A 20,338-nucleotide genomic window follows, 5' to 3' on the forward strand; every position below is an offset into this window, starting at 1 on the left:
TCATTTCCGATCACCCAGTTCCGTTACGTCCAACGTGTCGTGTTCCTCGTAGACCCGATACGACAGCACGAGCGCGAAGGCCGTCATGCCGAAGCCGATGACGATCGCGGTCAACACCAGCGCCTGGACCAGCGGATCGGCGGTCTCCGGGACGTGGTCCCCATGACCGGCGAGTACTGGCACCGAGTCGGCGGTCGCCGGCGCGATCCCGCCCATCGCCAGCAGGTAGACGTTCGCGGCTTGACTGATGATCGCCAGCCCCCAGACGACCCGGATCAGGTCCCGCCGCAGGAGCAGGAAGGTCCCGAGGGCAAACAGCGCACCGACCGCGGCCGCCAGGGCGATCGCCGTCATTCGGCTCCCACCACCGAGAGGATCGTGAGCAGGCCGCCGACGACCACGCAGTAGACCCCGAAGTCGAAGGCCATCGCGCTCGCGACCTCGAGGTGGTCGTAGATCGGCACCCCCTCGAGCATGACGAACGTCTGGGTCAGGAAGGGCCGATCGAAGACCAGCGGGACGAGTCCGCTGAGGACCGCGATCGCGAACCCGTAGGCGAACAGGCGGCGATACGCCAACACGACGCGGTCCCGGGAGGCTCCCTTGCCGGGATCGACCTCGCGGCCGAGGACGCCCCGCTCTAAGAAGTCGAGTCCGAACGCCATGTAGACGATCCCGAAGGCCGTCACCGTGAGGACGCCGCCGATGAACCCGCCGCCGGGCAGGTTGTGGCCCTCGAAGAACAGCGAGATCGCGACGACGAGGACGATCGGGACGATCGCCCGCGCGGTCGTCCGCATGATGACCGTCGTCACGTGTCCTCACCTCCGCTGGGGCCGCCGTCGGTGCTGGCGTCGGCGGCGGTCGGTCCGTCGCCGCCGCTCGAGTCGGTCGACGGATCGTCGCCGGCGGGACTCGCGTCGCCGCGACCGCGCATGACGATCAGCGTCAGGATCGAGATCGAGGCGAGCGCGATCACGGCGAGTTCGCCGAGTGTATCGAAGCCGCGGAAGTCGACGAGGGTCACGTTGACGATGTTGGTCCCGCCGCCGCCCGGAACCGCCCGCTCGGCGTAGGCGCGGGCGATCTCGGTCGGCCCGTCGGGCCGAGCGTCGGTCGTGACGAGGATCGTCACGAACACGGTCACGCCGACGGCGACCGAGAGGACGGCATCGCGGGCGACCCGTCCGACCTCGATCTCGTAGCGTTCGGGGATCTCCTCGACGACCAGCAGGAAGATCACCAGCACGAGCGTCTCGACGACCAGTTGGGTCAACGCGAGATCGGGCGCGCTCGCGAGGATGTAGAAGATGGCGATCATAAAGCCGAGGATCGAGAGGGTGAGGATCCCGGCGATGTGGCTGTCGGCGCGTGCGACCGCGACCGCACCGACCACCGCCACGAGCAATACGAGGGCGATGGGGATCGTGACCTCGAGTCCGATCGTCGCCGGGACGATGGCACCGGCGGCCACGAACCCGGTGAGTGCGAGCGCACAGGTCGCCGCCAGCGTCCACGTCGCGTACGTCCGGAGATGGCCGTTGTGGACCCACTCGGCGAACAGCCGTCCCTCGTCGGTGAGTCCCTCGACGATGCGGTCGTACCACCAGTTCGCGCGGATCGGCGGGATCGCTGCCAGCCCCGCGCGGATGCCGTCGTGAATCCGTCCGTAGGACGGATACGCGAGGACGCCGGCCCCGATCGTGACCGCGCTCATGCCGACCGGCGTCGAGTACGAGGTCGGAAGGCCGACGTGCATCGCGTGGGGGTCGACCGCCGTCGCCTCGAGTCCCGACTGGACGACGAGGTCGACCGCTCGCTGCGGGTCGACGCTGACGATCGCGGCCAGCAACGCGAGGACGGCCGGCGGGACGAGCAGGCTCACGTTCGGCCGGTGGACGTGGCCGAGCGCCTCGGGGCGCTCGCCGAAAAACAGCGAGAGGAACTTCAGCGAGTAGAGGACGGTGAAGATACTGCCGAAGACGGCGACGGCGGGGTAGAGCCAACCCAGCAGTCCGATTTCGTGGTAATGGCTCGCCTCAACGGCGGCCTCGAAGAGCAGCTCCTTGGAGTAAAAGCCGTTGAAGGGCGGAATACCGGCCATGCTGAGCGCGACGACGCCGGTGATCGCCGCCGTGACGGGAAGATCGTGACGGAGGCCACCCAACTCCCGGATCTCGCGGGTCCCCGCTTCGTGGGCGATGATACCGGCGACGAGAAAGAGCGCGGCCTTGAACAGTGCGTGGTTGAGGAGGTGGAACACACCGGTTTCAGCGCCGTAGACGGAGGTAAAGCCGAAGCCGGCGACCATCAGCCCGAGGTGACTCGCAGTCGAGTAGGCAAGCAGTTCCTTGATGTCGGTCGCGGCAACGGCCATGATCGCACAGACGGTCATCGTCGTCAGCCCGAGCGTCGCGAAGAGGAAGAGCCACTCCTCGCCGACGAGCATGGGCCGGATGCGGCCGATGAAGTAGACGCCGACTTTAACCATCGTCGCCGAGTGGAGAAAGGCGGAGACGGGCGTCGGGGCCGCCATCGCGTTGGGCAGCCAGAAGTGGACCGGTACCTGCGCGGACTTGGTGCCCGCACCGATCGCCAGCAGGCCGAGAACTGGGAGGAACAGGCCCCGCTCCCGCAAGGCATTGCTCATGGTCTCGGGGTTTTCGAGCATCGTGGCGAGGTCGAACGCGGCCCCCGGCCCGAGGACGTCGCCGGCGACGATCGAGAGCAAGAGGAGGCCGACGAGCAGGAACAGGCCGCCACCGACGGTGATGAACATGGCCATCCGGGCGGCGTACTGCGAGGAGTCGTCGGCGGTGTAGTAGCCGATCAGAACGAACGAACAGAGGCTCGTGAGTTCCCAAAAGAGGAAGATCGCGACCAGATCGGCGGCCAGCGCGACGCCGACGATCGAGCCCATAAAGGCAAGCAGGGCGGCGTAGTACCGCGGGAGGCCGGCCTGCCCGTGCATGTATGCGGGGGAGTACGTGAATACGAGCGCGCCGATACCGGTGGCAAGCATCGCGAACAGCAGCGCCCAGCCGTCCACGTAGAACCGAAGTGCGATATTCAGCGACGAGATCCACTCGAGGGAAACGCTGCCCTCGGTGCCGTACTGTGTGGCGAGCAGGCCGAACGACGCCAGCGAGACGACGGTTCCGACGAACCCGGTCGTTTCGCCAAGGAGACGGAAGACGAGCGGCGTCAGTGCTGCCGCGACGAACGGCAACGCGACCGCGGCGACGACGACCGCCAGGTCGGGAGACATTCGATACGCCGAGGATAGGGTGAGACATCCCTTAAGCGATTACCTTTCGGAAGCCCGACTGATAGACGGAACCATCACACACGGACTGGACGTCGCGGTGGTAGCGGCCGCATCGAAGAGTCCGACACGCTTATTCGCGAACGGCGACCATTCGTACGTAGTGAGTACCGAGACGCCCGAACCGACCGAAACCGAAGCGTTCGAGCGGGTCTGTGAGACGCTCGTCGAGCGGATCCTCGCCGGCGAGATCGAGCGCGACGAGGTCGAGAAAGCGAAGCTCGAGGCCTGTTCGGAACACTCGGCACCCAAGGTGCCGAAGAACTCCGAGTTGCTGGACTACGCGCCCGAGGAACACCGCGAGGATCTGGAAGCGGTGTTACAGCGCAAACCCGTCCGCACCGCCTCGGGCGTCTCGCCGGTCGCGATCATGACCTCGCCCGAGCGCTGTCCCCACGGGAAGTGTCTCTACTGTCCCGGCGGCCCCGACTCGGAGTTCTCGAGTTCCCAGAGCTACACGGGCGAGGAGCCCGCCGCCGCCCGCGGCGTCCAGAACGACTACGATCCCTACGGGCAGGTCACGCTCCGACTCGAGCAGCTGCGCCAGATCGGCCACCCCGTCGACAAGGTCGAACTCATCCTGATGGGCGGGACGATGACCGCCCGCAGCCACGACTACCAGGAGTGGTTCGTCAAGCGTGCCCTCGAGGCGATGAACGACTACGACGTCGACAAGGAGCCGGAACCGGCTCAGGGCGTCAGCTTCGCCGAGGACCCCGAAGAATACGAGTGGCAGTACCTCGAGGACGTCATCGCCGAGAACGAGACGGCCGACGTCCGCAACATCGGGACGACCTTCGAGACCAAGCCCGACTGGTGCGATCCGGAACAGATCGACCGGATGCTCGAGCTGGGCGGGACGAAAGTCGAGGTCGGCGTCCAGACGACCTTCGAGCGGATCAACCGGGAGATGCACCGGGGCCACGGTGCGCAGGCGTCGATCGACGCCAACCGCCGGCTCCGGGACTCGGCGTTCAAGGTCGGCTTCCACATGATGCCCGGCCAGCCCGGAATGAGCAAGGAGATGTGTCTCGAGGACTTCCGGCGGCTCTTCGAGGAGGAGCAGTGGAAGCCGGACTACCTGAAGATCTATCCGACGCTGATCGTCCGGGGAACGGCGACCTACGACTGGTGGCACAACGGCGAGTTCGAACCGCTGGGCAACGACGAGGCCGCGGAGCTGATCGCCGAGATCAAGGACATGATTCCCCGGTACACGCGACTCCAGCGCGTCCAGCGGGACATCCCCGCGGACTTCATCGATGCCGGCGTCTGGAAGTCCAATCTCCGCCAACTCGCCCGCAAGCGCATGGACGAACACGGCTGGTCTTGTGACTGTATCCGTTGTCGCGAAGCGGGGATGAACGACGAGGACGCCGAGAACGTCGACCTCGACGTGTTGACCTACGAGGCCTGCGGCGGCACCGAGCATTTCATTTCCTTCGAGGACTTCCAGAAGGACCTGCTGGTCGGCTTCTGCAGGCTCCGGTTCCCCAACGACCCTGTCCGCCCGGAACTCGAGAACGCCGCGTTGATCCGGGAACTGCACGTCTACGGCTCCGAGGTCGCCATGGGCGACGAGAGCGAGACGGATCAACATCAGCATCAGGGCTACGGCCGCCGGCTAATGAATCGCGCCGAGGACCTCGCGGTCGACGCCGGCTACGACAAACTGAGCGTCATCTCCGGCATCGGCGCGCGGGAGTACTACCGGAACAAACTCGGCTACCATCAGGACGGCCCGTACGTGAGCAAACGTCTCTAGGCCGTTCGTGTGTGGCCGGGCCCGCTCGAGAGCCGATCGGGACCGCTGCCGGCCGCTCCGACTCCCGACTGCGACGAATCGAGACACGAAATCGCGTCGCGCTTCGAATTTTTCCTGCGGGAATAGTTCATGTTCTAAACGCACAAAATTTATTATTTTCCATAGTGTATACTCTCGTGCCGACAATCGTCGGCACCGTTGTCATCCCCTCTACCCCCCCATCCCACTCCGACAGCGGCACACCGCACTGTCCGCGAGCGCGCCGGCACCCATCCCGTCGCTCGACTCCCCCGAGAGCGACACCGGCACGCTCGGTTTCCGTTCTCGCAGTTCGCTCAAGGCGACGCCACGCTGCCGTGATCAGTACGGCGGCTCCGTCAGCGGCTCGCAATTTCGCGCAGGTATCCCGTCCGAACCTCGTAGACGAGAGCCGTCAGGAGGAGTCCGGTCCCGATCCCCCAGAACAGCCGCCGCTCCGCGTCGGTACCGGCGGTCCCGAACAGCAGACAGAGACCGCCGCCCAGCAGCAGGGCCGTCCGGATCCGAGTCGGCGCCGGCACCGCCTCGTCGCCGGTGGCCGCCAGGTACAGTTGCGGCCCGACGATCGGGATCGCGATCACCACCACGAACGCGTAGATCGGTCCCTCGAGGCCGAGGGCCGCACCGAGCAGGAAGGCGGCCAGACAGAGGGCGAACGCAACGGCGAGGACGCTGTTTTCGCGGGAGACCATACGTTCGTGTGGATTCGGTAACGTATGTTTCCTTTGACCCGTAGGCCGGTGGACGAGACACCCCGGTCAGACCGCGAGGACGGTGTCGACGAGTAGCATGACCGCGAAGCCGAGGACGAACGTCGCCGTCGCGGTGTCGGCGTAGCCGTGGCCGTGGCTCGAGGGGACCAGTTCCCGGAAGACGACGGCGATCATCGCCCCCGCAGCGAAGCCGGCAGAGAGGGGAAAGAGCCCGGAGACGACGGCGACGAGCGAGAAGCCGACGGCAGCGGCGATCGGCTCCGGGACGCCGCCCGAGAGCGTGGTGTACAGCAGCGTTCGGGGGGCGGAGACGCCGGCCCGGACGGCTGGCACCGCCATCGCGAACCCGTCGGGGACGTTCTGGACGGCGATCGCCGTCGCGATGGCGAGGCCGAGCGCCGTCTCGCCGCTCGCAAAGGCGATCCCCACCGCCAGCCCCTCTGGGACGTTGTGAATGGTGACGGCACCGCCGACCAGTGCGGCGCGACGCAGGTCGTCGGCATCGTCGCCGAGCGGGTCGAGGTCGCCGTCAGCCTCGGCTGACGGTAGCTCGCCGGCGGGGTCGAATTTCGGTCCCGTCCCTTCGACCCGTTCCCCGCGAAAGAGGAGATGCAAGTGCGGGAGAACGGCGTTGACGACCAGCAGGAAGCCGCCGCCGGCGAGGAGACCGGCGGTGACCTCGAGCGGCGACCCCATCTCGAGGCCGGGCAACACGAGGGCGAAGACCGCGGCCCCGACCATGATGCCGGCTGCGAGGCCGAGCGACCCGTCGTAGACGCGGTGGCTGATTCGGTCGGTGAGAAGGAGTGGTAACGCCCCGAGCCCGGTGGTACAGCCGGCGATGGTCGCGACGACGACGACTTCCTCGAGCGACGACATACGGGTTCCCTCCGACGCCGGCTCGAAAACGGTTGCGGTCGGATACGGCGGCCGACCGTCCTTAGTCGATCGAAACCTCGAGTTCGAGCAGTCCCAGATGTGGCGGCGCACCGCCGCCGTTGGTCCGGAACGCCTCTGGCGTCGAGTTGACGACGTCGTAGAAATCGGCCTGGCTGGTCGGGATGAGCGTGCTGCCGTCGTCGCGCTGGAGGAAGGCGGGCGTATCGGTTCCCTCGATCAGTTCCAGCTGTTCCTGCCAGTCCTCGTCGGCATAGATGAACGTGCCAAAGGAGAACCGGCCGGCGGCGAGGGCGTCGTGTTTCGAGAGGAACATCCCGGACTCCTCGGCGTTGTACTCCTCGTCGCTCACCCAGGCGATCGCCGCGATCCCCTCGGCCTGAAGGAGATAGAAGTCCCACGAGAGCGTCGCGTCGAAGACCGCCCAGATGCTTCGGGGGCCGACGGTGTGGAGTTCGACGCTGAACGCGGGCCGAAGTCGCTCACCTTCGGGCTCGGGGACGAACGTCGCGTCGTAGCCCGGCGAGCGAATGCCCCGATCGTGATAGACGACGCCGTCCATATCGACATCGGCATCGATCCGGTCGACGATCCCGCGGACCGTCGCGCCGCCCTGTTGCTCGAGATGATCGAGAAAGTCCGGGAACCGGGAGACGTCGGTCCAGGGCGGTTCCTCGCCTGCGCTCATCGGGTCGGCCCCCCGTTCGTGACCGTCCGCGTTCGGTCAGTTCCTCCTCGCAGTCGCGCGTTCGACTCACGGGTGACGCCACCCACGGCCTCGTACATGCCCCGTACTGAGTGCCCGCGGGGATTAGATGTTCCGACAGCGACCGACGGGTGGGCGGTCGACATCCTCGCGGACGCTCGCCGACGTGATCGACCGTCTCCGGAGCGACATCCCTTTTTGACCGGGCCGGGCAGTGTGTAGTATGGATTCGAAGCGGGAGCTGACAAGCGTCGACCTCGCGGCCCTCGTCGGGGAACTCGGTACCTACGAGGGAGCGAAAGTCGACAAAGCCTACCTCTACGGCGACGATCTCGTCCGCCTCAAGATGCGGGACTTCGACCGGGGCCGACTGGAACTGATCCTCGAGGTCGGCGAGGTCAAGCGGGCCCACACGGTCGCCCCCGAGCGGGTGCCCGACGCCCCCGGCCGGCCGCCCCAGTTCGCGATGATGCTCCGGAACCGACTGTCGGGAGCGGACTTCGCGGGCGTCGAACAGTACGAGTTCGACCGCATCCTCGAGTTCGTCTTCGAGCGCGACGACGGCACGACCCGGATCATCGTCGAACTGTTCGGGCAGGGCAACGTCGCGGTCACCGACGGCGAGTACGAGGTGATCGACTGCCTCGAGACCGTCCGACTCAAGTCTCGGACGGTCGTCCCGGGCTCGCGCTACGAGTTCCCCGATACCCGGACGAACCCGCTGACGGTCTCCCGGGAGGCGTTCGACCACGAGATGGACGACTCCGACACCGACGTGGTCCGGACGCTGGCGACCCAACTCAACTTCGGCGGGCTCTACGCCGAGGAGGTCTGTACCCGCGCCGGCGTCGAGAAGGGGCTGGACATCGACGACGCCGACGACGATGTCTACGACCGGATCTACGAGGCCATCGAACGGCTTGCACTCGACATCCGCAACGGTAACTTCGAGCCCAGGCTCTACTTCGAGGGTGACGACGGGGACGAGGCCGACGGGGACGACGAAAGCGAGGGAACCGACGCAGGCGACGGTCCCGTCGTCGACGTCACGCCGTTCCCGCTCGAGGAACACGCGGACCTGCCCGCCGAGGGCTACGACTCGTTCCTGTCGGCGCTGGACGACTACTTCTTCCGGCTCGAACTCGCCGAAGAGGAAGAGCCCGATCCGACCGATCAGCGGCCGGACTTCGAGTCCGAGATCGCCAAACACGAGCGGATCATCGAGCAACAGCAGGGGGCGATCGAGGGGTTCGAGCAGGAGGCCGAGCAGTTACGCGAGCGAGCGGAGTTGCTCTACGCCGAGTACGGACTCGTCGACGAGATCCTCTCGACGGTCCAGGGGGCCCGCGAGCAGGACCGCGCCTGGGACGAGATCCGGGAGCGGTTCGAGGAAGGAGCCGACCGCGGTATCGCGGCCGCCGAGGCGGTCATCGACGTCGACGGCAGCGAGGGGACCGTGACCGTCGACCTCGACGGCGAGCGGATCGAACTGGTCGCCGATCGGGGCGTCGAACAGAACGCCGACCGGCTCTACACCGAGGCCAAACGCGTCGAGGACAAAAAGGAGGGCGCGCTGGCGGCCATCGAGAACACCCGTGAGGACTTAGAAGACGCCAAGCGACGCCGCGACGAGTGGGAAGCAAAGGACGCCGCGAGCGACGACGAGGACGAGGCGGACGACGAAGGGCCGAACCGGGACTGGCTCGCCGACCCCTCGATTCCGATCCGCGAGAACGAGCCCTGGTTCGATCGCTTCCGCTGGTTCCACACCAGCGACGACTACCTCGTGATCGGCGGCCGCAACGCCGACCAGAACGAGGAGATCGTCAAGAAGTACCTCGAGCCCGGTGACAAGGTCCTCCACACGCAGGCCCACGGCGGTCCCGTCACCGTGCTGAAGGCGACCGACCCCAGTGAAGCGTCCTCGAGCGACATCGAACTCCCCGAGTCGAGCATCGAGGAGGCGGCCCAGTTCGCGGTCTCGTATGCCTCGGTCTGGAAGGACGGCCGCTACGCGGGCGACGTCTACGCGGTCGATGCCGATCAGGTCTCGAAGACCCCCGAGAGCGGCGAGTACTTGGAGAAGGGTGGGTTCGCGATCCGCGGCGATCGGACCTACTACCGCGATACCCCCGTCGGCGCGGCGGTCGGGATCCAGTGTGAGCCCTACACGCGAGTGATCGGCGGCCCGCCGTCGGCCATCGAAGACCGGACGGAGACGACGATCGAACTCGAGCCCGGGCAGTACGCCCAGGCGGACACGGCCAAACGGCTCTACCGGCGGTTCCGCGAGCGCTTCGAGGACGAGTCGTTCGTCCGCAAGATCGCCAGCCCGGACCGGATCCAGCACTTCATGCCGCCGGGCGGTAGCCGGATCAAAGAGGAGTAATCGCGCCGACCCGCACGCGATGGCCGCGGATCACCGTGTCGAGTCGGTGTCGGACCGGATCCCGTCCTCGAGGGCGTCGAAATAGAGAGTCAGAGTCGAATGCGCGTGCCAACCCGCTCGAATGCTCCCAGCGACGCGGACGACTACTGCGAGACTTCGAGTGCGGGTTCCGTCGTCCGCTCGAGCGTCTCGAGGTACGATTCGGCGTCGAGAGCCGCCATGCTGCCGGTTCCGGCGGCAGTGATCGCCTGTTGGTAGTTCGGATCGGCGACGTCGCCGGCGGCGAAGACGCCCTCGACCGCGGTCTCGGTCGTCGCGCGGCCGGCGTCGTCGGTTCGCGTGTGGAGGTAGCCGCTCTCGTCGCGGTCGACCGCGGTTCCCGCGAGGAAGTCGGTGTTCGGCGTGTGGCCGATCGCGTAGAACACGCCGCCGACGTCGACCGTCTCGCGTGTCACGTCGGCACCGTTCGCGGCTTGCTCGAGGGGATACCCCTCGGGGTGCGAGACGAGCGTTGCCCCGGTGACGCCTTCGTCTTGGGAGCCCCGGAGCGCCTCGAGTTCCGTGTTCCAGCGGAACTCGATGGTCTCGTTGTCGCGGGCCCGGTCGGCCATGATCTCGGACGCGCGCAGTTCCTCACGGCGGTGGACGACGGTCACGCTGTCGGCGAACTTCGCGAGGAAGAGCGCTTCTTCCATCGCCGAATCGCCGCCGCCGATCACGAGGACGTCGTCGCCGCGGTGGAACGCGCCGTCGCAGGTCGCACACGTCGAGAGGCCATAGCCCATCAGCTCGTCCTCGTTTTCCGCGCCGACCCAGCGAGCGCTCGCGCCGCTCGCGACGATCAGCGCACGCGTTCGCAGCCGATCGCCGTTCGAGAGTTCGAGTTCGAACGGCCGGTCCGCGAGCGTCGCGTCCTCGACGGTCCCGTGTTCGAATTCGGCGCCGAAGCGCTCGGCCTGGTCCTTGCCGTTCTGTATCAGTTCCATCCCGCCGACGCCCTCGGGGAAGCCGAGGTAGTTCTCGACGTCCGTCGTCAGCGTCAGCTGGCCGCCCGGCTCGGGCCCCTCGAGTACCAGCGGCTCGAGGTCGGCCCGCGCGGCGTAGACGGCCGCCGAGAGACCGGCGACGCCGGAGCCGACGATCACGACGTTTCGAACGTCCGCGGTCGCGTCGGTTGCCTCGTTCATTCGGTGTATCTCTCGATCAGGGCACGGAGTCGGTTTTCCGGCAGCACGCCGGACTGCTGTTCGACCTGCTCACCGTCCGCGAAGAGGACGAGCGTCGGCACGCCGCGAACGCCGAACGACCCCGCGAGCTGCTGGTGTTCGTCGACGTCGACCTTGGCGATCACGGCGTCGGTCGTGTCGGCCAGCTTCTCGAGGACGGGATTGAGCATCTGACAGGGGCCACACCAGTCGGCGTAGAAGTCCACGAGAACGACCTCGTGTTCCGCCGTGACGTCCTCGAGGTGACTTCCGCCGTCGATGTAGATCGGTTCGTCGAGCGATCGTGCCGAAACGTCGTCGCGTGCATCAGTTGCCATCACCACTACGTATGGACCGACACTGCTTAAAGGTTTTGTACATAGTGTACAATATAGTGGCGACTCCCCTCGAGAGTTCGATCCGTAATGGACGGCCGATGTGTCCGGACGGATTCGCAACGCACATGTGGGCTGTATTCGGGGCTATCGGTGAGATGAACCGGGCCACCCCGATCGTTTGGTCCGGATGGTTTTGTGTAGATACATAACAACCGAGCAGTCAACGGGCCGGTCACTCCGAGACATCCACGTCGAAGCGGGCAAAATACTCGGATCGCATCCCGATGCGAGCGTCGAACGGCGGTCCCCGTCGTTCGTCGCGCCGTCGTAGCGGTTTGAGTTTCCGGTCGTCACTACCGGACTACGAGGACGGGAACCGGAGATCGTCGAACGACGGTTTCCGCGACGCTCCCGAGCAGGACGCGGGAGACCCCCTCCTTGCCGTGGCTGCCGATGACGATCAGATCGACCGATTCCGCTGCCGCCTGCGCGACGATGCGATCATCCGGTTCGCCCGTGACGACGTTCGTTTCGAGACTGCGACCGGACTCGGCTGCGAGTTCCGTCGCCGTCTCGAGGACATCGGCTGCGTGTTCCTTCGCTTTCTCGGAAACGGGTGCTTGCAGTTCCGGTCCGAGGAGTTGCGCCCAGCGCCCGTCGGGGATCTCGATGACGTACAGCGCGATGACGGTCGCGTCCGGGAATTCGTCGAAGGTCAACTCGAGAGCGTCCGTCGCTTGTGGCGACCCGTCGTAGGGAACGAGAACTCGATCGGCCATGACGAATGGCTTCGACCACCCGGTATAAAATCGTCACGCCGATCTCATGACCGAGAAATAGGTCCAGCGGCGCCGACAGTAATGAGTGTCCGCCGTCCACTGTGGCAGTACCCACACTGAACGGAACGGATGAAACCGTCCACGGAGTCGCCTGCTGACACTGTTCTGGCAGTGATCCCGTGTCCGACGCTCGCCGGCGAATCAGGCCGCGCAGTTGTTGGGGCCGAGTTCGAGTTCCGTCGCCTCGGACTCGTCCTCGGGCGGCTCCGTCCCAGTGTTGATCTCGAGTACGCGCTCGTAGTTCGGCGGTTTTTCCGGGTCGTTCTCGACGATCCGATCGACGAACTCGTCCTCGTCCAATCCGATCAACTCGAGATCGTCGCGGAGGTCGCCCAGACGAGCGCCGATCAGTTCGCCCGGCGAGCCGACCTCGTATCGGTTCTCCGCCGTAACCGAGACGTGTCCCGGGAGGATCCGCGTCTCGTCCGGGAGTTCGAGAACGGTGTCGTGGATCGATTCGTACAGTAGTTCGGCGCCGTTGGCCGCGTCCTCGTCACCGAACTGAAGTTCCGTCCGGCCGACGGACTCGACGAACAGCGTGTCACCCGTCAGCAGCGCCTCGCCGTCGACGAGGGAGTTGACCATCTCGGTCGTGTGTCCCGGCGTCTGTAGCGTCTCGATTTCGACGTCGTCGAGGACGATCGTCTCGCCGTCGGCGAGCGGTTCGTAGTCGTATTCGACGCCCCGTTCGCTCGCGCGTTCGCCGAGATGGTAGGGAACGTCCAGCTCGGTCGCCAGTTTTCGCCCGCCCGAGATGTGATCGGCGTGGACGTGGGTGTCGAGGACGCGCTCGATCGTGAGTCCGGCCTCCTCGGCGGCGATCTTGAACTGGTCCGTCTGTCGGGTCGGGTCGACCACGACCGCCGACTCGGCGGCCGTCGAGCCGACGACGTAGCCGAGACAGCCCTTTGCCCGGCGCTGTAGCTGCAGGACGACGAGATCCTCGTTTGCCGTCTCGACGGGGACGACCTCGTACACCTTGCTCCAGTCTTCCATGCCACCTTTCACGACGGCCACGTCGTCGTAGCCGCGTTGCTCGAGTTCGAAACCGAACGGCGTCGACGTGAGCCCCTTCCCACAGATCGCGACGATCGAGTCGCCGTTGCTCGCTGCCTCGATGCGCTCGATTTTCTCGTCATCGAACTCGTTGTGGGGGTCGAACGGGACGTTTTCGGCGCCGTGAATCCGCCACCCCTCGTAACTGTCTTCGGGGCGGGTATCGACGAGCGTAAACGACTCGTCCGAGTCGATCATCGCCGCGAGCCGTTCGGGAGATAGTTGGGTCACCATTGGACTCACCTTACAAGACTCATACTGCGAGCCCGTTGATAGGTATCGTCCCTGCACAGGCACCCTCGACGACCGGGACGGGATTCGACCGACTCGAGGGCGTGTCTCGCGGTCGATCGGCTCGCTGCGGGACACGCTTGGCCACCGCTATCGGAGCCGCTGAAACGAATGACAACGCTGTCGTGCGGTCGGGTGTGCAACGATTGTCAGTGGCGACGAGACGATCCCGGCAGGTCGGTGGCGACGTTCCCGTTCCAGTGATAGTACGGTCTCCAATAAGAGGGGGATTTTTAGCCGGCGCATCGTCGGAGAACGTATGCAGGACCCTCGATGGCTGCAACTGAGCGAGGACGAAATAAACGAATTCCTCGGTCGCGGCGGGACCGGCGTCATCTCCTTCGCCACGGATCCCGACGAACCGCCGGTTTCGATCCCCGTCTCGTACGGGTACAGCGCGGACGTAAAGCGGTTTTACTATCGACTCTCGATCCCACAGGACAGCAGAAAGGAGGACCTCGTGGATAACCCCGTCTCCTTCGTGACACACGACGAGACCGACACCGGCTGGCGAAGCGTCGTCGCCACGGGACGGCTTTCGGATACAGCCGATGCGCCGTACGAGTCGACGGAAATTCAGGGGATGTGGGGGATCCAGATCCCGATCATCGACGTGTTCGAGCGACCGCCGAGGGAGATGACGTTCCGCTATTTCAGCCTCGATCCGGACGAGATAACGGGGCGGAAAGAGGTCCGGACCGATGCGTAGCGAGCGGACGTCCACAACGGCTCATACGGGCAGCTGTCCCGATACCCCGTGCAATCGCGGGACGGTCGGGTCTCGTCGGAACTGACGGACGGCAGTCCGTGTGACACAGCAACTGTTGGGCAGATCGGCGTGAAGATCGAGCGCTCTGCTGTGGCCGTCGCCGGTCGGCCGCGAATTGGCGACCGACTTCGTAGTGACTTCTGTCCGACAGTGTAAGCGACGGGCGTGTTCCGTTATCGAACGATCGTCACCGGGACTGGGGAGCGCCGCGTGACGGTTTCGGCCACGCTTCCGAGCAGGACACGAGTGACGCCGGACCGACCGTGACTACCCATGACGATGTGATCGACGTCGTTTTCGTCGGCGTACTGGACGATCGTTCGAGCGGCCGGTCCAGTTTCGACCGCGGTGTCGATCGTGGTCGTCTCGAGAACGCCTGCTTCCTCCGCTCGGTCGTGCGCTTCTTCGCCGAGTTCGTTACCCCGTTCGACGGCCTGATCGTGGATCTGTGGATCGTAGTAGCCGCCGCCCCCGTAATCACTGTATACTCCCGCCATCGGATCGACGACGTGTAACGTCGTGATTCGCCCGCCGTCGTGATTCGAGACCGCGTGATCGAACGCGGCCCACGCTTGCGATGAGCCGTCCAACGGGACGAGTACGTGCGTTCCCATACGGGAGACACGTCAGCAACGTACAAGAAACCCGCCGGAAACGGCCCGCTCGCGATCGGTGCGAGCGCGATCGTCGCGGACTCGAGTACGGTCGTGTGACGGTCGTACCGACGAGAGAGTCCGCCGTCGTCACACTTGGGCCCCGAGACTAAGACGTCTCGTGTGGTCGGCCTATCCGGTGTCCTCATGCCGATCGATGACTTAGCCCGCAGCGATGTCGTAACGGCCGCACCCGACGCATCGGTCTCCGAACTCGCGGCGATGATGGACGAGGAGAACGTCGGGAGTATCGTGATTATCGACGACGATGCGCCGGTGGGTATCGTAACCGACCGCGACCTGACTGTGCGCGTCCTCGCCGACGGGACCGATGCCGAGCAGACGGCAGCGGAGATAATGACCGAGGATCCCTGTACGATCGAGCGAGACGACGGGTTCTACGAGGCGACGGACCTGATGGCCGAACACGGCGTGCGCCGCCTCCCCGTCAGCGACGGCGACCAGCTCGTCGGCATCATCACGGCCGACGATCTGACGGAACTCATCGCCGACGAGGAACAACAGCTCGCGGACGTCATTCGGGCTCAGCGCCCCGAATACTGATTCCCGGCGATCTGTGGCCCGTCACCGTTCCCGTCGCGAGGCAACTCCGGTGGCGTGCGGCCGGCCTCGGCGACGACCGTGACACACCGACTCGTCCGCCGGTCGCTTGCCGGTCGCCGGTGACGGTGTGTCCGACTGCCGATCGTCCGGCAGTTTCGAACGCTCGAGCGCCTCGGACGGTCCCTTTTTCGGTGTGGTTGTGTGTATTTGGGACAAACTCCGATCGTATTCGGTGGCCCGTGAGGACGTCTGCTTGGGACCGGTGGCTGGTGAGGCCGCCGTAGACGGCACCTCGCTGACGAGCAGTGCTGCAGCGAGGAGATCGCCGGGTTCGCCGTATCGAGGCTCCAGCACTCTCGGTACGCCACCGGTCGCGCGAACGGCAACCACGATCGGGCCGAGCAACGGCGTGATACCGACGTCGATCTCGTGGCGGTTCCGTGTGGACGACCGCACGCTGTTTCGTCGATTGGACCAGACTCCACTTATCGGTCGCCACCCAAGGACGCACATGGACGAGTCCCACGGAAGTGACAGCGAACGAAGCGTGTCGCGTCGAACGATCCTCGCCGGGTCGGCCCTCACCGGGCTGACCGCTCTGGCCGGTTGTCTCGGCGGTGACGAGGCGAACAGTCCCGACCCGGTCACGATCGAGGACGGGACGAGCTGTGACAACTGCACGATGGCGATCGTCGACTACCCCGGACCGGTCGGCGAATCGTTCTACGACGACGCCGAGGAAGTACTCGACGAAGACCGTCCGGCACAGTTCTGCAGTTCCCTCTGTACGTACGCGTTCACGTTCGAACACGAGGACGAGCAAGAGCCGAGCGTGACGTACGTGACCGACTACTCGAGCGTCGACTACGAGGTCGATACCGGCGGCGACGCGCCCGAGATTACCAGCCACGTCGAAGCGGACGCCTTCGCGCCGATAACCGATCTCACGCTGGTCGTCGACAGCGAGGTCGAGGGCGCGATGGGGCCGTCGATGATCGGCTTTTCCGACTCCGACGACGCGGACGCGTTCCAAGCGGACTACGGCGGCGATCTCTACGAACACGGCGACGTGAGTCGCGACCTCGTGATGTCGATGATGTAACGACCGATCCCGCGATCGTGCCCGAAACGACAGTTACCGATTCATTGCCGCGGTCGCGACGGCAAGGGAGCCGATCGTCCACACCGCGAGTCCGATCAGACTGGCCACTGGCGAGGCCGTCTGTGGTCCGGTTCCTGCCGCCGTTATCACGACAGTTTCGAAGACGAGTCCGCGGTACGCGCTGAGCGGACTCGCCGCGAGCGCGTAGACGAGCGATGACTCGCCCAGATAGCCGCCGGCGAGGCCGTAGACGAGTGCGAGATCCAGCCCCACCAGCACGACGACCAACGCGACGACGGACAGCGCGAGGGCGCTTCGCGTTCCGCTTACGAGCGCCGAGATCGCGATCGCGACAGCGAGGATCGATAGCGCGAACAGCGCGGTCAGCACGACGAACCGCGCGAACAGGAGCGGGGAGTCGGCACCGGCGTGGGACGCGTACCGGCTGAACGGTTCCTCGCGACCGACGACGACCGCGCCGCCGACGAGCAGAAGCGACGCGGCGACCGTCCCGAGGAGTCCGACGGCCCTGCCGACGAAGACGCCGATGACGTGTTCGCGCGGTGCGATCGGATACGTCTCGAGGACGTCGAGTTCGCCCCGTCGGCGGTCGCCGAGGATCGCCCGGTAGCCGAACGCGACGGCCACGATCGGGACGAGCAACTCGAGCGGCGTCAGGAGATCGACGATCGTCGGGACGTAGCCGGCCCCGACACCGCCCCCGACCCACGCGATTCCCAGCAGGACGGCCGCGAACGCCGCGCCGAGGAGGACGAACGTCCGGGTCCGGGAGAGGGTCCTGAGTTCGCGGACGACGACGCGTTCGATCCGGCGAGTCGGCTTCGGCGCACGGTCGGCCGACCTCGGGGGCTCGAGGTCGGTCTCGTCGTCGGTCGCCGGCGGCGAGTCGTCGTGTACCGAGCGCGACGCACCGGTCACGCCGTCTCACCCCGGACTCGAACGCGACGGAGATCGCCGGTGATCGACGCCTCGTAAACGTTCTCGAGCGATTCGACGCCGAGGCGATCGCACAGCGCCGTCGGGGCCCCGCGTTCGACGACGGTGCCGTCGTCGAGGACGACCACCTCGTCGGCCGTCCGCTCGACGAGTTCGAGATCGTGCGAACTCACCACCACCGCGGTTCCGGTGGCGGCGAGTTCGTCGGCCACCGCGAACACGTGCTTGCTCATCCCCGGATCGAGTCCGGACGCGGGTTCGTCGAGGGCGACCAGCGGCGGGTCACCGATCGTCGCCTGGGCGATCCCGACGAGTCGCGTCATCCCTCCGGAAAGCGCCTCGACCCGGCGCGTCGCGGCGTCTTCGAGTCCAACGCGCTCGAGTCGTGCCATCGCCTCGTCGCGGCCACCGCCGACGAGCGACGCGTAGAACGTGAGCGTTTCGAGGACGGTGAACCCGGGCCGAAACTCGGGATGTTGAGGGAGATACCCGACCTCGCGTGCGGCATCCGGCCCGTGATACGCGACGGACCCCCCGGTCGGTTCCTGGAGTCCGGCGAGCGTGCGGAGCAGGGTCGTCTTTCCGGTCCCGTTCGGACCGATCAGGGCCGTCACCGCGCCCGGTCGGACGGGGACGGATACGTCCTGTAGGATGGTCACGTCTCCGTACGCGAAATCGACGTTCGATGCCTCGAGTAGGGGTTGGGCTGTCGTCATGGTTCGATCGTGAGTGAGCCGTCGCAGGACCTGGCGCGATCGGCGTAATCGGTCCGCTCGAGCAGTTCCGGGTTGTTCGGTTCGCACGTGGGCTCCGTGTCGGTGACACTACCCGTCCGCATTCCGGACACCGATGCTTCGAACCCCGAGAGCGCGTCGAGCGCCGGCGCTCGGGCGAGCGTCGCTGCCCCGTCGGTGTGGTGCATCCGACCGTCGACGGTGTCGGTCGGTGAATACGACCGGGACGGCGGGTCGCCGTCCGCGATACTGGTGGCTCCTTGCCAGTAGTTCCCGCGACCGTCGTGCGTCCAGACGCGCAACGGTCCGGCGCCCGCGGTGGCGTGGTCGTCGTTGCTGACGAAGTCGTTCTCGAGGACCCGGTTCGTCGGCAGTATCACCCGATCGTTGACGCCGACCTGATTCCCCGCGATGACGTTTCGCTCGTAGATCGAGCCGGACGCCGCCAGCTCTAGTCCGACGTCGTTGGCCTCGAGGACGTTCTCGGCGACGTACGTGTCCGAGCCGCCGACGTAGGCGCCGACCTGTGAGCCCCTGATCTCGTTGCCGACGATCGCGTTCCGCTCGGGCCCCGTCATGACGTAGATCCCCGTATCGACGACGTCGTTCAGTCGGTTGTCCGCGAGTAGCGTGCCGTCGGTATGCATCAAGTGGATTCCCAGTAGGCTTTCGTCGATCGTGTTCTCCCGAATCACGATCCCCTCGGATCGGTACGCGTAGATCGCGTCCCGCCCGTCGACGATCGTCGTTTCCTCGATCACGCCCGGCGACCGGAACGCCATGATTCCGGCGAACCCGTCCTCCCACCGTTCGTTGCCACGGACCGTCGCGTTCCGAACGACCGTCTCGGGGCTCTCGCGAAGGATGATCCCGTTCGAGGGCGTCTCGATCGTCACGTTCTCGACCGACAGCCCCGCGGCGACGTGGGCCGAGATGCCGGCGTCCGCACCGGTGTAGTACGTCAGGAACTTCTCGTCCCAGGCGTCGTCGTCGATCGCCGGTCCGGGGACGTCCTCGGCACCGGAGGTCAGCGGCCCGACGCCGGTGATCTCGAGGTCACGGATTCCGACCCGCGGTTCGGTGACGGTCACGACCGACCCGTTGCCGTCGCCGCTGATCGTCGGTGTTCCGTCCCCGGCGAGCGTGATCGGACGGTCGATCTCGAGGGTTTCCTCGTAGGTCCCGTCGGAGACCAGAACCGTGGTGTTCGCTGGCGCTTCGTCGATGCCCGCCTGGACGGTATCGACGACCGTGATATTGGCAGGGTCCTCGTCGATGCGCTCCCGAACGGCATCGGCGTCCGTTGCGACGACGGTCGAGACCGGCCGATCGGTGCGGGCCTGTGTCGACTCGACGGTCGCATCGGCACGGCGGTCCTGTTCGGAAACGCGGTCGCGGACGCCGGTCACGTCGTCGGTGTCGAACGACTGCTCGAGGGTTTCGTCCCACGAATACACCTCGCCGCCGTGAGCCGTCGCGAACGACGCCGCGTCCGCTTTGTCGGCGAACGAAACGACGGTCTCGCCCGACGGCGTTCGGGCCTCGCTGCCGACGACGAACCACGCGTCAGTGGCGTCGATCCACGGGAGCTGTCGGTCGGTGACCGGATACCCCTCCTCGTTCAACTCGACCGGCGCGTCGCCGTAGTCGGTGACGTACACCGCCAGCGGATAGCCAAAGCGCTGTTCGTGTCCGTCCTGTCGCTGGGCGTCGACGAACGTCTCGACGCCGTAGTAGCCGACGACGTACTGATACTGCGAGTAAAACGCCTGCGCTCGTGGGAGCGTGACGTTCTCGTCGAGTTTCTGTTCGTTCTCGAGCGTGAGTCCCACGGAAACGGTTTCGTCGAACGGCGCCGGTTCCGGGGGCGCCGGATCGGCGTCACCGACGAAGAGGCCACCGAGTCCGACGGTGGCGACGAGTACGACGGCAGCCAGGACGATCTCTCGAGGTGGCCGGTACACAGATGTCCTTGGATCGTCGGCGAAAAAGCCCC

The 20,338-nt window shown here is 66.0% G+C and carries 19 protein-coding genes; 5 read left to right on the forward strand and 14 right to left on the reverse strand.

Going from position 1 to position 20,338, the window contains the following annotated elements; all coding sequences use genetic code 11:
- Genes NATPE_RS06965 through mbhE form a run of 3 tightly spaced genes read right to left on the reverse strand, consistent with a single transcriptional unit; the run spans window position 1 to window position 3,268 of the window.
- Window positions 1-354, reverse strand: coding sequence for a sodium:proton antiporter (locus NATPE_RS06965; RefSeq protein ID WP_006179451.1), 354 nt, complete (start codon window positions 352-354; stop codon window positions 1-3).
- Window positions 351-815: an MnhB domain-containing protein gene (locus NATPE_RS06970; protein ID WP_006179450.1), complete on the reverse strand. Its 465-nt coding sequence runs from the start codon at window positions 813-815 to the stop codon at window positions 351-353. Before NATPE_RS06970 ends, NATPE_RS06965 begins: the two co-directional genes overlap by 4 nt.
- A complete protein-coding gene (gene mbhE / locus NATPE_RS06975) occupies window positions 812-3,268 on the reverse strand; it encodes a hydrogen gas-evolving membrane-bound hydrogenase subunit E (protein ID WP_006179449.1) in 2,457 nt (818 codons plus the stop codon). Before mbhE ends, NATPE_RS06970 begins: the two co-directional genes overlap by 4 nt.
- 160 nt (window positions 3,269-3,428) lie before the next feature.
- Between mbhE and NATPE_RS06980 the strand changes: the two genes are divergently transcribed.
- A complete protein-coding gene (locus tag NATPE_RS06980; protein WP_006179447.1) occupies window positions 3,429-5,090 on the forward strand; it encodes a tRNA uridine(34) 5-carboxymethylaminomethyl modification radical SAM/GNAT enzyme Elp3 in 1,662 nt (553 codons plus the stop codon).
- A 377-nt stretch (window positions 5,091-5,467) separates the two neighbouring features.
- On the opposite strand, the gene NATPE_RS06985 is transcribed toward NATPE_RS06980, so the two are convergent.
- The 3 genes from NATPE_RS06985 to NATPE_RS06995 all read right to left on the reverse strand — a co-directional run bounded on the left by NATPE_RS06985 (window position 5,468) and on the right by NATPE_RS06995 (window position 7,427).
- Window positions 5,468-5,821, reverse strand: coding sequence for a hypothetical protein (locus NATPE_RS06985; RefSeq protein ID WP_006179445.1), 354 nt, complete (start codon window positions 5,819-5,821; stop codon window positions 5,468-5,470).
- Window positions 5,822-5,887: 66 nt separating this feature from the next.
- Window positions 5,888-6,721 carry a ZIP family metal transporter gene (locus tag NATPE_RS06990; protein ID WP_006179444.1) on the reverse strand — a complete coding sequence of 278 codons (834 nt, stop codon included), beginning with the start codon at window positions 6,719-6,721 and terminating at the stop codon, window positions 5,888-5,890.
- Between the two features lie 61 nt (window positions 6,722-6,782).
- On the reverse strand, window positions 6,783-7,427 hold the full coding sequence (locus NATPE_RS06995) for a hypothetical protein (RefSeq protein ID WP_006179443.1): 645 nt from the start codon (window positions 7,425-7,427) through the stop codon (window positions 6,783-6,785).
- Between the two features lie 241 nt (window positions 7,428-7,668).
- On the opposite strand from NATPE_RS06995, the gene rqcH reads away from it, so the two are divergent.
- Window positions 7,669-9,834 (forward strand): ribosome rescue protein RqcH, encoded by a 2,166-nt coding sequence (gene rqcH, locus NATPE_RS07000; RefSeq protein WP_006179442.1) that lies wholly within the window; start codon window positions 7,669-7,671, stop codon window positions 9,832-9,834.
- Between the two features lie 143 nt (window positions 9,835-9,977).
- Here rqcH and NATPE_RS07005 read toward each other — a convergent pair whose 3' ends face one another.
- The 4 genes from NATPE_RS07005 to NATPE_RS07020 all read right to left on the reverse strand — a co-directional run bounded on the left by NATPE_RS07005 (window position 9,978) and on the right by NATPE_RS07020 (window position 13,506).
- The gene (locus NATPE_RS07005; RefSeq protein ID WP_006179441.1) at window positions 9,978-11,021 is read right to left on the reverse strand and encodes an NAD(P)/FAD-dependent oxidoreductase; all 1,044 of its coding nucleotides are present in this window, start codon (window positions 11,019-11,021) and stop codon (window positions 9,978-9,980) included.
- Window positions 11,018-11,377: a thioredoxin gene (trxA, locus tag NATPE_RS07010; RefSeq protein ID WP_006179440.1), complete on the reverse strand. Its 360-nt coding sequence runs from the start codon at window positions 11,375-11,377 to the stop codon at window positions 11,018-11,020. The genes NATPE_RS07005 and trxA overlap by 4 nt, the downstream gene beginning before the upstream one ends.
- Window positions 11,378-11,730: 353 nt before the next feature.
- Window positions 11,731-12,156 carry a universal stress protein gene (locus NATPE_RS07015; protein ID WP_006179439.1) on the reverse strand — a complete coding sequence of 142 codons (426 nt, stop codon included), beginning with the start codon at window positions 12,154-12,156 and terminating at the stop codon, window positions 11,731-11,733.
- Between the two features lie 201 nt (window positions 12,157-12,357).
- On the reverse strand, window positions 12,358-13,506 hold the full coding sequence (locus NATPE_RS07020) for an MBL fold metallo-hydrolase (RefSeq protein WP_015298858.1): 1,149 nt from the start codon (window positions 13,504-13,506) through the stop codon (window positions 12,358-12,360).
- A gap of 316 nt (window positions 13,507-13,822) precedes the next feature.
- Here NATPE_RS07020 and NATPE_RS07025 point away from each other — a divergent pair, with 316 nt between their 5' ends.
- Complete coding sequence (locus NATPE_RS07025) at window positions 13,823-14,272, forward strand: pyridoxamine 5'-phosphate oxidase family protein (RefSeq protein WP_006179437.1); 450 nt, start codon at window positions 13,823-13,825, stop codon at window positions 14,270-14,272.
- Window positions 14,273-14,505: 233 nt separating this feature from the next.
- On the opposite strand, the gene NATPE_RS07030 is transcribed toward NATPE_RS07025, so the two are convergent.
- On the reverse strand, window positions 14,506-14,946 hold the full coding sequence (locus tag NATPE_RS07030; protein ID WP_006179436.1) for a universal stress protein: 441 nt from the start codon (window positions 14,944-14,946) through the stop codon (window positions 14,506-14,508).
- 186 nt (window positions 14,947-15,132) lie between these two features.
- Here NATPE_RS07030 and NATPE_RS07035 point away from each other — a divergent pair, with 186 nt between their 5' ends.
- Window positions 15,133-15,549 carry a CBS domain-containing protein gene (locus NATPE_RS07035; RefSeq protein WP_006179435.1) on the forward strand — a complete coding sequence of 139 codons (417 nt, stop codon included), beginning with the start codon at window positions 15,133-15,135 and terminating at the stop codon, window positions 15,547-15,549.
- A gap of 511 nt (window positions 15,550-16,060) precedes the next feature.
- Entirely contained in the window at window positions 16,061-16,651 is a 591-nt protein-coding gene (locus NATPE_RS07040) for a nitrous oxide reductase accessory protein NosL (RefSeq protein ID WP_006179434.1), read from the forward strand.
- 33 nt (window positions 16,652-16,684) lie between these two features.
- Here the strand turns inward: NATPE_RS07040 and NATPE_RS07045 are convergent, their stop codons facing one another.
- From NATPE_RS07045 to NATPE_RS07055, 3 genes are read right to left on the reverse strand one after another with little or no spacing between them, the layout of a single operon-like run.
- Complete coding sequence (locus tag NATPE_RS07045; RefSeq protein ID WP_015298859.1) at window positions 16,685-17,590, reverse strand: ABC transporter permease; 906 nt, start codon at window positions 17,588-17,590, stop codon at window positions 16,685-16,687.
- Window positions 17,587-18,324 carry an ABC transporter ATP-binding protein gene (locus NATPE_RS07050; protein WP_015298860.1) on the reverse strand — a complete coding sequence of 246 codons (738 nt, stop codon included), beginning with the start codon at window positions 18,322-18,324 and terminating at the stop codon, window positions 17,587-17,589. The genes NATPE_RS07045 and NATPE_RS07050 overlap by 4 nt, the downstream gene beginning before the upstream one ends.
- Window positions 18,321-20,306 (reverse strand): NosD domain-containing protein, encoded by a 1,986-nt coding sequence (locus tag NATPE_RS07055; protein WP_006179428.1) that lies wholly within the window; start codon window positions 20,304-20,306, stop codon window positions 18,321-18,323. Before NATPE_RS07055 ends, NATPE_RS07050 begins: the two co-directional genes overlap by 4 nt.
- Window positions 20,307-20,338: the final 32 nt, after the last annotated feature.

It is taken from the genome of Natrinema pellirubrum DSM 15624 (assembly GCF_000230735.2).
In the GTDB taxonomy this organism is placed as follows: Archaea; Halobacteriota; Halobacteria; order Halobacteriales; family Natrialbaceae; genus Natrinema; species Natrinema pellirubrum.

Coding starts and splice junctions, on each gene's coding strand:
- NATPE_RS07020 (WP_015298858.1), bottom strand. CDS start 13,506: ATGGTGACCCAACTATCTCCCGAACGGCTCGCGGCGATGATCGACTCG.
- NATPE_RS07025 (WP_006179437.1), top strand. CDS start 13,823: ATGCAGGACCCTCGATGGCTGCAACTGAGCGAGGACGAAATAAACGAA.
- NATPE_RS06995 (WP_006179443.1), bottom strand. CDS start 7,427: ATGAGCGCAGGCGAGGAACCGCCCTGGACCGACGTCTCCCGGTTCCCG.
- NATPE_RS07005 (WP_006179441.1), bottom strand. CDS start 11,021: ATGAACGAGGCAACCGACGCGACCGCGGACGTTCGAAACGTCGTGATC.
- NATPE_RS07035 (WP_006179435.1), top strand. CDS start 15,133: ATGCCGATCGATGACTTAGCCCGCAGCGATGTCGTAACGGCCGCACCC.
- mbhE (WP_006179449.1), bottom strand. CDS start 3,268: ATGTCTCCCGACCTGGCGGTCGTCGTCGCCGCGGTCGCGTTGCCGTTC.
- NATPE_RS06965 (WP_006179451.1), bottom strand. CDS start 354: ATGACGGCGATCGCCCTGGCGGCCGCGGTCGGTGCGCTGTTTGCCCTC.
- trxA (WP_006179440.1), bottom strand. CDS start 11,377: ATGGCAACTGATGCACGCGACGACGTTTCGGCACGATCGCTCGACGAA.
- NATPE_RS06990 (WP_006179444.1), bottom strand. CDS start 6,721: ATGTCGTCGCTCGAGGAAGTCGTCGTCGTCGCGACCATCGCCGGCTGT.
- NATPE_RS07030 (WP_006179436.1), bottom strand. CDS start 14,946: ATGGGAACGCACGTACTCGTCCCGTTGGACGGCTCATCGCAAGCGTGG.
- NATPE_RS07050 (WP_015298860.1), bottom strand. CDS start 18,324: ATGACGACAGCCCAACCCCTACTCGAGGCATCGAACGTCGATTTCGCG.
- NATPE_RS07040 (WP_006179434.1), top strand. CDS start 16,061: ATGGACGAGTCCCACGGAAGTGACAGCGAACGAAGCGTGTCGCGTCGA.
- NATPE_RS07015 (WP_006179439.1), bottom strand. CDS start 12,156: ATGGCCGATCGAGTTCTCGTTCCCTACGACGGGTCGCCACAAGCGACG.
- rqcH (WP_006179442.1), top strand. CDS start 7,669: ATGGATTCGAAGCGGGAGCTGACAAGCGTCGACCTCGCGGCCCTCGTC.
- NATPE_RS06985 (WP_006179445.1), bottom strand. CDS start 5,821: ATGGTCTCCCGCGAAAACAGCGTCCTCGCCGTTGCGTTCGCCCTCTGT.